The 9113-nt window shown below is 62.5% G+C and carries 8 protein-coding genes, 1 tRNA gene and 3 pseudogenes; 8 read left to right on the top strand and 4 right to left on the bottom strand.

All coding sequences use genetic code 11. The annotated features are described in order from the left end of the window. From AHiyo1_RS04690 to AHiyo1_RS04675, 4 genes and pseudogenes are all read left to right on the top strand, one after another. A pseudogene (locus AHiyo1_RS04690) lies at positions 1-390 on the top strand (ERAP1-like C-terminal domain-containing protein); the annotation flags it as partial. Positions 391-489: 99 nt separating this feature from the next. Further along, complete coding sequence (locus AHiyo1_RS04685) at positions 490-969, top strand: OsmC family protein (protein ID WP_059387782.1); 480 nt, start codon at positions 490-492, stop codon at positions 967-969. Between the two features lie 147 nt (positions 970-1116). Next, a complete protein-coding gene (locus AHiyo1_RS04680; RefSeq protein WP_059387781.1) occupies positions 1117-1845 on the top strand; it encodes a mechanosensitive ion channel family protein in 729 nt (242 codons plus the stop codon). Positions 1846-1900: 55 nt separating this feature from the next. Beyond that, entirely contained in the window at positions 1901-2320 is a 420-nt protein-coding gene (locus AHiyo1_RS04675; RefSeq protein ID WP_113990566.1) for a globin, read from the top strand. 45 nt (positions 2321-2365) lie between these two features. Here AHiyo1_RS04675 and AHiyo1_RS04670 read toward each other — a convergent pair whose 3' ends face one another. Beyond that, positions 2366-3040 carry a hypothetical protein gene (locus AHiyo1_RS04670; protein ID WP_059387779.1) on the bottom strand — a complete coding sequence of 225 codons (675 nt, stop codon included), beginning with the start codon at positions 3038-3040 and terminating at the stop codon, positions 2366-2368. Between the two features lie 63 nt (positions 3041-3103). Between AHiyo1_RS04670 and tesB the strand changes: the two genes are divergently transcribed. Beyond that, positions 3104-4009 (top strand): acyl-CoA thioesterase II, encoded by a 906-nt coding sequence (tesB, locus tag AHiyo1_RS04665; RefSeq protein WP_059387778.1) that lies wholly within the window; start codon positions 3104-3106, stop codon positions 4007-4009. Between the two features lie 107 nt (positions 4010-4116). Here tesB and ettA read toward each other — a convergent pair. The 3 genes and pseudogenes from ettA to AHiyo1_RS04650 form a co-directional block, all read right to left on the bottom strand. Beyond that, positions 4117-5798: pseudogene (gene ettA, locus AHiyo1_RS04660) on the bottom strand (energy-dependent translational throttle protein EttA). A gap of 47 nt (positions 5799-5845) precedes the next feature. Beyond that, positions 5846-6115, bottom strand: a complete 270-nt coding sequence (locus AHiyo1_RS04655; RefSeq protein ID WP_059387777.1) for a DUF6993 domain-containing protein — start codon at positions 6113-6115, stop codon at positions 5846-5848. Positions 6116-6476: 361 nt separating this feature from the next. Further along, on the bottom strand, positions 6477-7043 hold the full coding sequence (locus AHiyo1_RS04650; protein WP_059387776.1) for a single-stranded DNA-binding protein: 567 nt from the start codon (positions 7041-7043) through the stop codon (positions 6477-6479). Positions 7044-7288: 245 nt separating this feature from the next. Here AHiyo1_RS04650 and AHiyo1_RS04645 point away from each other — a divergent pair, with 245 nt between their 5' ends. The 3 genes and pseudogenes from AHiyo1_RS04645 to AHiyo1_RS25400 form a co-directional block, all read left to right on the top strand. After that, a complete protein-coding gene (locus AHiyo1_RS04645) occupies positions 7289-8590 on the top strand; it encodes a hypothetical protein (RefSeq protein WP_172465492.1) in 1302 nt (433 codons plus the stop codon). A 45-nt stretch (positions 8591-8635) separates the two neighbouring features. Beyond that, positions 8636-8708, top strand: a tRNA-Arg gene (locus AHiyo1_RS04640). A gap of 133 nt (positions 8709-8841) precedes the next feature. After that, positions 8842-9113 (top strand): annotated as a pseudogene (locus AHiyo1_RS25400) (hypothetical protein); the annotation flags it as partial.

Below are 9113 nucleotides of genomic sequence, written 5' to 3'. Positions count from 1 at the left end.
CGCCGCCGCTTGGCGACGGGCGGCCCTTCCCACACCCGAGGCCAAGGCCGCCGCGTGAAGAAGATCGTGGTCACGGGCGAGCTCTCCAACGCCATTCAAAGCTCCGCCGTCACGGGCTTCACCCGGGTGCTGGACACCTCCCTGTTGGAGCCGTACGCGGAACAGTATTTCGAGGCGGTTCCGGAGATTGTTGCCAACCGCACCCATGCGCTGGCCCAGCAAATCGTCGTCGGGCTCTACCCTGCGCAACTGACAACGCAGGCCACGGTTGACCGCACGGACAAGTTCCTCGCCGAACTGCCGGCGGATAGCAGTGCCCTGCGCCGCATGATGCTAGAAAACCGCGACGGCGTAGCCCGTGCTTTGAAGGCCCGCGCGGCAGACATCTAAAACGGTCGGATAACCCACCGAAAGGCCCCGGTTCCGCTTCACTGGAACCGGGGCCTTTCCGTGTGCCGCCCGCGAGTGCACCGCCGCTAGACTTTCCGCATGAGCCTGGACGAACACCACTACTCGCTGACCGTGCGCTGGACCGGAAACCTGGGCACCGGGACATCCACCTACCGTGGCTACACCCGGGACCACGACGTCGAGATCCCCGGCCTGCCCGTCCTGAAGGGCTCCTCGGACCCCACCTTCCATGGCGACCGCAGCCGATACAACCCCGAACAACTGCTCCTCACCGCCCTCTCGCAGTGCCACATGCTGTCTTTCCTGCATGTCGCCGTCAAGCACGGGGTGGTAGTGACCGATTACGTGGATCACGCCGAGGGCATGATGAGGCTCAATCGCGATGGCAGCGGCCAGTTCGAGAACGTCACCTTGAAGCCGCACGTCACGGTTGCCGACCCGGCGCATCTTTCCCTCGTGGACAAACTGCACCATGAGGCCAACCAAGTGTGCTTTATTGCCCGGAGCGTCAATTTTCCCGTTCTGCATGAGCCGAGCACGACGGCGGCCGCCAGCTAATCAGGTGTCAAGAAGGCCGTCCGGCCAAGAACCACGATGCGGATCCGGCCACGCTACGGCGATAGGGTTGACCGTGGACAGAGTGTTCAGCGCCCGGCAATCAGGGGCCAGGCGAACAATTGGATCCCGTGAGGAGCATTCCCGCATATGAACGTCGCCTCGTCGACCGACAACATCGTGGCCGATGCAGCCAAGATCGATTACGCGTCCATCTTCGTGACGCTAGGCATCGGGTTGGTGGTCTGGGTTGTGGCCCGGTTCATCATTCTGCGCATAACCCGCCGGGTGGCAGAGGGCACCAGCTTCTTCAAGAAACCGCATTTCAGGTGGGTCCAGCCGGCTTTCCGGGCGCTCGACCATGAACGCCGCGCCCAGCGCGCCCACACCATCGGCTCACTGCTGACAAGCGTGCTCAGCGTGGTGGTGGTGGTCATTGTCATCATCTACGTCCTCAAATACCTGAATGTGGATATTGCCCCGCTGCTCACGAGCGTCGGTATTTTGGGTGTGGCCATTGGCTTCGGCGCCCAACAGCTCATTCGCGATTTCCTGTCCGGCATCTTCATTACCATCGAGGACCAGTTCGGGATCGGCGATGTGATCGTAACCACTGAAGTGATCGGCACCGTTGAATCGGTAGGACTCCGGATCACCCGGCTCAAGGCTGAAGACGGGGCCATCTGGTATCTGCGCAACGGAGAAATCCTGCGGGTGGGCAACCGCTCGCAAGGCGATTACGTGCCTGAAGACTCAACCGTCCCGGACGACGTTCCGCCTGCACCTCCAGGGACGGCGCCTGCCGAAACCGCCGCCTCCGGTGCGCCTCCGACTTCAAAGGAAGCCCTCAAGATTCGAGAGCAGAAAGCAGGTGAGTGACGTGGGCAGCCAGCCGGAATCCGCAGCACCCCAGCCGGCAGAGCGGCGTCAGTTGATGCAAAACGATCCGTTCAGCCAGCCTGCGTACACCGACAGTTTCTATGAGGCCATCGGTGGCCACGAGACTTTCGTGAAACTGATCGATGTCTTTTACGACGGTGTAGCGGGAGACCCGTTGCTCCGGCCGATGTACCCGGAACAAGACCTCGACCCCGCAAAGCGGCGGTTCCTCATGTTTCTTGAGCAGTATTGGGGCGGTCCGGGCACGTACAGCGAGGAACGCGGGCACCCCCGCTTGAGGATGCGGCACATGCCGTTCCAAGTGACGCCCGAAGCCAAGGACCGCTGGCTCTTCCACATGCGCGCGGCAGTCGATTCGCTCAACTTGTCGCCGCTTCACGAAGGGACGTTGTGGGATTACATGGAGCGGGCTGCGCTCACGATGGTCAATAGCCCGTCGGTCCAGCAGCCCTGAGCTTGTAGGACGGTGCTGTGTGTCGGGCCGGGCCTAGGCTCGGGTTCAGCGGGCCTGGAAGCCCAGGCCTGATCCGGATCGAGCCAGGATGTGGCCCCGGCTCCCACTGAGCCGGAACCAACGGCCGTTGCGGAAGAGCCGGTGTTCGCCGTCGCCCAGGAAACCGAGCGCCAAGGCGGCGAACGCAGCGCCTGCGGGCACGCCGTCGAGTCCCGGGATCTCCCGTCCCCACACCGCGGCCCTCGCGTTGTTGACGATCAATGCGCCGGGCTGATCCGGAACAATCCCGGCCACCTCGGCAATGCCGGCATTCGCGACAGACTTGAGTTCGGCGTCGGGCACTGAACGCAGCGGCTCCCAGCCGCTGCGGGGCGCCCCGACTCCCGCCCACGATTCGGAAACGGTCGACGGCGGGATGGGAAGCTCGACGTCGTCGGCACCGGAACGCGCCAGGCGGTCGAGGACCGAGGAAAGAGTCACGGTGACGTCCGCATGCGCGTCTTCGGCAAGGGCGATAGTCCGTAGCCCGAGAATGGTGGGGGTCGCTTCGCCCAGGAGGCGCGGCCTCAAGACGCACACATATGCAGCCAGGACGCGGCCGGAGGCCTGAAGCCGGATGGCGCCATCATCGATGCTCTTGGCACGCGTGACATAGGTGCGGAGATCCGCCAGATCACGGGGATCGACGAAATGGAAGGACTGGGTCAATACATCGGACACATCATCGACTCTACCGGCATGTCCGCGGTTGAGAGGGGTCAGGGTGGCGTCTAGAGTCGAACCATGACTGACGCGCACGCCGGCCTGGAACATCAGGTTGCCCTTGAGGACCCCACATCCACCCTCATCGAACTGTTGTCCCTCGCCGACTTCGACGGCGCGAGGACAGCCGAGGACATCTTCCTTGGACCCTCCCAGAAACAGCCGCGCCACCGGGTATTTGGCGGGCAGGTGCTCGCCCAGTCGCTCGTGGCCGGAATGCGCACGGTGGACGAGGATCGGACGGTCCATTCCATGCACGGCTATTTCCTTCGTCCGGGCGACGCCAACCAGCCGATCACTTTCAGTGTGGAGCGGCTTCGCGACGGACGCTCGTTCTCGGCCCGGCGGGTGCACGCCTACCAGGAAGGCCAACCGATCCTGTCAATGATCGCGTCCTTCCAGACCGAGGCGGAGGGCGTGGAACACCAGTCCTTGATGCCGGCCGGAATCCCGGACCCCGAAACGCTGCCGAGTACCGCCGAACTCCTGCAGAAGTACGACCACCCGCTCGCCCGCCACATGTCCTTCGAACGGCCCTTCGATGTCCGCCACGTCGATCCCGCAATCTATGTCGAAGCGCCCAAAGACCGGATAGCCAGCAATGCCGTCTGGATGAAGACCTTTGGCCCGATGCCGGACGACCCCAATCTTCACTTGGCCGCCCTGGCCTACGCGAGCGACTACACCATCCTGGAATCGGTGCTTCGCAAGAACGGATTGAGCTGGATGACGCCAGGCATGAGCGTCGCTAGCCTTGACCACGCCATGTGGTGGCACCGGCCCGTCCGCGTCGACGAGTGGCTGCTTTACGTGCAGGAGTCCCCCAGCGCCCAAGGCGCCCGCGGACTTGCCACGGGCAAGATCTTCAGCCGCGATGGCCAGCATGTCGCCACGGTGGCGCAAGAGGGCATGCTCCGGATCCCGTAATCGCTGCTCAGGTAGCTGCCGCAACACGGCCGAGATTCCGTGCCGCAAAGAAGGCCGCGCCCCGGAAGATATATCCAGTGCGCCGGCCTTCTGCGGAGCGATCCGATTTAGTCGCGGGTCAGCTTGCGGTGCGTGACACGGTGTGGCTTGGCAGCGTCCGGGCCGAGTCGCTCCACCTTGTTCTCCTCGTAGGACTCGAAGTTGCCCTCGAACCAGTACCACTTCGAGGGGTTTTCCTCGTCGCCTTCGTAGGCCAGGATGTGGGTTGCAACGCGGTCGAGGAACCACCGGTCGTGCGAGACCACGACGGCGCAGCCGGGGAACTCGAGCAGCGCGTTCTCAAGGCTGCTGAGGGTTTCGACGTCGAGGTCGTTGGTGGGCTCGTCAAGAAGCAGGAGGTTTCCACCCTGCTTAAGGGTCAGCGCCAGGTTCAGGCGGTTACGCTCACCACCGGAGAGCACACCAGCCTTCTTCTGCTGGTCCGGCCCCTTGAAGCCGAAGGCCGCGACGTAGGCTCGGGACGGCATTTCAACATGGCCGACCTGAATGAAGTCCAGGCCGTCTGAGACGACCTCCCACAGGGTCTTGTTGGGGTCGATACCGCCACGGCTCTGGTCGGCGTAGGAGATCTTGACCGAGTCACCGATCTTGAGGTCGCCACCGTCCAGCGGTTCCAGCCCGACGATGGTCTTGAACAAGGTGGTCTTGCCCACGCCGTTAGGACCGATGACGCCGACGATGCCGTTCCTGGGCAGTGTGAACGAAAGCCCGTCGATCAGGGTCCGGTCCTCGAAGCCCTTCTGCAGGTTCTTCGCTTCCAGGACCAGGCCACCCAGACGCGGTCCCGGCGGAATCTGGATTTCCTCGAAGTCGAGTTTCCTGGTGCGGTCAGCCTCGGCTGCCATTTCCTCGTACCGGGCCAGACGGGCCTTCGACTTGGTCTGGCGACCCTTGGCGTTGGAGCGGACCCACTCAAGTTCCTCGCTGAGGCGCTTGGCTTGCTTGGCGTCCTTCTTGCCCTGGATTTCGAGGCGGGCGCGCTTCTTCTCCAAGTACGTGGAGTAGTTGCTTCATAGGGGTAGAGACGGCCGCGGTCCACTTCACAGATCCACTCGGCGACGTGGTCGAGGAAGTAGCGGTCGTGGGTGATGGCGAGGACGGCACCGGGGTAGGAAGAGAGGTGCTGCTCGAGCCACAGAACACTTTCGGCGTCCAAGTGGTTGGTGGGCTCGTCAAGGAGCAGGAGGTCGGGCTTCTGCAGCAGGAGCTTGCAGAGCGCCACGCGGCGGCGCTCACCACCTGACAGGACCGTCACGTCGGAGTCGCCCGGCGGGCAGCGGAGTGCGTCCATGGCCTGCTCGAGCTGGGAATCGATGTCCCACGCATCCGCCGCGTCGATGGCTTCCTGAAGGTGGCCCATTTCCTCCAGCAGGGTGTCGTAGTCTGCATCCGGGTTGGCCATTTCCTCGGAGATCGCGTTAAAGCGCTGGATCTTCGAGTAGATCTCGCCCACGCCTTCCTGGACGTTGCCCAGGACGGTCTTTTCCTCGTTCAGGGGCGGCTCCTGCAGGAGGATGCCCACGGAGTAGCCGGGGCTGAGGCGGGCTTCGCCGTTCGACGGTGTGTCGATACCAGCCATGATCTTCAGGATCGTGGATTTACCGGCTCCGTTCGGGCCAACGACACCGATCTTCGCGCCAGGGAAGAACGACATGCTGACATCGTCCAGGATTAGTTTTTCGCCAACGGCCTTGCGAGCCTTGGTCATCGTGTAAATGAATTCCGCCATGCCGTTAAATCTAATGGGTGGCAAGGCATAACTCACATTCGGCCCTGCTAGCGGGAATCCCCGACGAAGCATTTGCCGCTGGCCAACACGGGCAGGACCGACACTGAAACCTGCCCGTCCCTGATCTCACCCATGACGCAGTCCTTGTCCAGCCTGGCCGCGGCCTCGATGGCGTCGACATCCAGTCCCGTCGGCGTCTTGCTCGCGGACACCTCTACGGCAGAGTCGGCGATGCCGGCCGAAACGAGCTGTGATCGCAGTGCGTCTTGTGCCGGTTTGGGGGTTGCCGCGGCAATCGTCTTGAGTACGGACTCCATGGTCTGCTTCAGCGCGGCAGTGCCCGCGCTGAGCGAAGTCGATGCCGAGGGGTTGCCAGCACTGGGTGTGACGGCGGGGGTGGAGCTGGCTGTAGTCGAGGGGTGGGCGATGAAACCCCAGTGCTTCTTGACACCGTTGGTGCAGGCGCCGTGCAGCCGGCCACCAGTCCGGCCAGAAGTAACGGCACCGCAAGCAGCAAACCCGGGCTTCCGGCAGCGTGGCGGCGTCCAGATGGTTTTTGCGGCTTTCCCCTGCTCATCACCCGGCTATTCTGCCATGCGGTACACCACGCGCCGCGCCGCATGGCATCCGCGGCGGCCCCTGTTTCAAGGCCGGCTCCATTTCAAGGCCAGTTCCATTTCAAACCTTGGCGTCCACAAGTTCTCCCGTCTCAGTATCAACGAGTACCGACTCATCGCCTTCTCCTGCCGGAAGGATAACTTCCCGCTCGGCTGCGGCACTGCCATCCTCGTCGTCATGCGGGTCGCCTTCCGCATCTTCCTCCGCCGAAGGCCATGGGTTCTCTGGCTCCACCTCGGGGGCCGCGGGCATGGTCTGCGGGCTGTTGCTGCCGGTGGTCCGGATGAAGTTCGCCGAGCCCCACATGAGGTCGTGACCCACCGACTCGGCGACAATTTCGGCGACTTGGTAGATCTTGCCGTCGTGTTCCCATTGCCTCAGCTTCAGTTTCCCGACGACGATGACCCGCTGGCCCTTCTTGACGCTGCAGCCAATGTTTCCCGCTAGATGCCTGAACGCCTGGACGCTGAACCAATTTGTGTTGCCATCCGCCCAGACATCATTGGCACGGTCGAACCTGCGCTCCGTTGAACCGAGCCGGAACGATGCCGTCCGGGTTCCGCCCGGGGTCGTCGAACTTTTGGGTTCCGTGGCAACGAATCCCCGGACAGTGATGATGTCATTCATGGTCTTGTCCTAACGTGAGTTGAGCTGCCTGTCTGGCTCTCCCAGCTTCGCGTGCCGCGAACGCCCGCGGGAGTACCAAATCCACGTATGTGGATAGCCCTGTTCTTACGCGGATTGTGGAGGACAAGTTAGACGCAGAATGGGGCGCCGCCCACAAAGACCGGCGGGGTTTTTGAAAATACGGAACCGCCATCTAAATTGGGTACGATCGCCCAGTCTCGGGCCTGCTCTTTGGGGGACAGATCGTGAAAATTACTCTGGCTAGAAGTGCGTCCTACGTGGGCGCCCTTATTTTGCTGACGCTGGTGTCGTTCTGGCGGATCCCAGCAACGGCCCAAGGCGTCGTCTGGGCGGAAGACGGCGCGGTGTTTCTCACGGACGCTTTGAACCCGACCCGGACTTTCACGCCGATCCGGCCGTACGCAGGCTATCTCCACGTCGTCCCCCGCCTCGCAGCCGAGGTGGTTGTCCGGTTCTTCGCACTTGAGGACTACGCTATTGCGCTTACTGTATTGGCTTGCGCGGCTGTGGCCGGCGTCGCCCTCATGACGTACCACTGCGCCCAAGCCTTGACCAGCAACACCTGGATCCGCGTAGCTTGGGCCGCGGTTCCCATTTTCGTGAACGTCGGCGCTTTTGAGGCTCTTGGAAACTTCGCGAACCTGCACTGGTACCTGCTCTGGCTCACTCCCTGGCTATTGATGAAACCGGCAAAGTCCAAACTCGAGGGAGGCATGCTTTTTGTCGTCGCGGCCCTCGCCTCCTTGACCGAGATCATCTCGATTGTCTTTGTTCCGCTCTTCCTTTACCGGCTGAGGGACAAAAACATGTGGGCCGCCCGCGCGGGTCTCAGCCTGGGTCTTGCCTGCCAGGTTATTGCGACGGTGACGCATCCTCGAACAAGCGGCGGCGCGAGCTACCAGCTTGACCCCTGGTCCCCGGTTTACGGGTGGTTTATCAACACCGCAGGACCCATCGTCTACGGCACCGCGTCCGGTGTCATGCAACAAATCGTGAACTTCGGAGCTGCTCCGATGATCGTGGCCTCCCTCCTCGTCCTCGCCGTCCCGGTGGCTGTCCTGATCTTGGGCTCTGCGCGGGAGAAATGGCTGGCCGCGTTCTTCATCACGGCCTCGATGGTTATTTGGGTTGCCTGCGTCGCTTCGAACCCGGCACCGTACCTGGACTACGCAACCTTCTCGGCGGCGGATTGGCCCGCCAGGTTCGTGTTTGGGAGGTACTCGGTAGTGCCTACGATGTTCGTCCTCGCCACGGTTCCGTTGCTTGCTTCCGCGTTGGCAAGGTTTGGGCGTGCTGCACCCATTGCGGCACTCATGGCTTTCTCGCTTCTCTTGGCGTCGATGTACTTCCCGCCCTCGACATCCAGAAACAATGGTCCTGTCTGGGCCGAGCACGTCCGCACCGCGCGCAATCTCTGTGCACCCGCGTCCGATACCGACTTCTACGATATTCCGACCTCTCCTGTATTTTTCAAAGGCATAGTACGAATCCCCTGCCCGATCCTGAAGGCCCGGCAATCCTCCTGAATTGTTGGCTAGCCAAACCCAGCGATACACTTGGGTGCGGTTCCAGCCCCAGTAGCTCAGAGGATAGAGCAGCGGCCTTCTAATCCGACGGTCGGGGGTTCGATTCCCTCCTGGGGCACTTGTGTGATGAGTCGAGACATCCTTCATGGATGAGTTGGGCCATCGGTTACACCCCGGTCTTCGGACCGGGGTGTTTTTCATTCTCTGCGTCCAACTGAGGCGGGCAGGCGTCCGGTATCTAGGCTGGTCGGATGAGAAACACTTCCGAAGCCATCATCACGGGCCCCGCAAGCTGGCCGGATGTCGAAAGGCTATTCGGCGTCCGCGGCGAGCCTTCGCGCTGTTGGTGCCGGTGGTTCGCTCTCGCCGGTCAGGATTGGAAGAACACTCCCCCCAAGGCACGGAAGGAACAGCTCAAAGCCAAATTCGACGACGGCCCCGAACCTGGCGTCCTCGCTTTCCGGGGCGGCGAAGCAGTGGCTGGTGCGCGGTGGAGCCGCGCCAGTGCTATCCGCGCATCGAA

Source organism: Arthrobacter sp. Hiyo1, from assembly GCF_001263615.2.
GTDB lineage: Bacteria > Actinomycetota > Actinomycetes > Actinomycetales > Micrococcaceae > Arthrobacter.
The sequence above is the reverse complement of the archived record's forward strand: the minus strand, read 5'-3'. Positions and strand labels throughout refer to the sequence as shown.

Excerpts from the sequence above, each read along its gene's own strand:
- AHiyo1_RS04680 (WP_059387781.1), top strand. The coding sequence starts at position 1,117 with ATGAACGTCGCCTCGTCGACCGACAACATCGTGGCCGATGCAGCCAAG.
- tesB (WP_059387778.1), top strand. The coding sequence starts at position 3,104 with ATGACTGACGCGCACGCCGGCCTGGAACATCAGGTTGCCCTTGAGGAC.
- AHiyo1_RS04675 (WP_113990566.1), top strand. The coding sequence starts at position 1,901 with ATGCAAAACGATCCGTTCAGCCAGCCTGCGTACACCGACAGTTTCTAT.
- AHiyo1_RS04685 (WP_059387782.1), top strand. The coding sequence starts at position 490 with ATGAGCCTGGACGAACACCACTACTCGCTGACCGTGCGCTGGACCGGA.
- AHiyo1_RS04650 (WP_059387776.1), bottom strand. The coding sequence starts at position 7,043 with ATGAATGACATCATCACTGTCCGGGGATTCGTTGCCACGGAACCCAAA.
- AHiyo1_RS04655 (WP_059387777.1), bottom strand. The coding sequence starts at position 6,115 with ATGGAGTCCGTACTCAAGACGATTGCCGCGGCAACCCCCAAACCGGCA.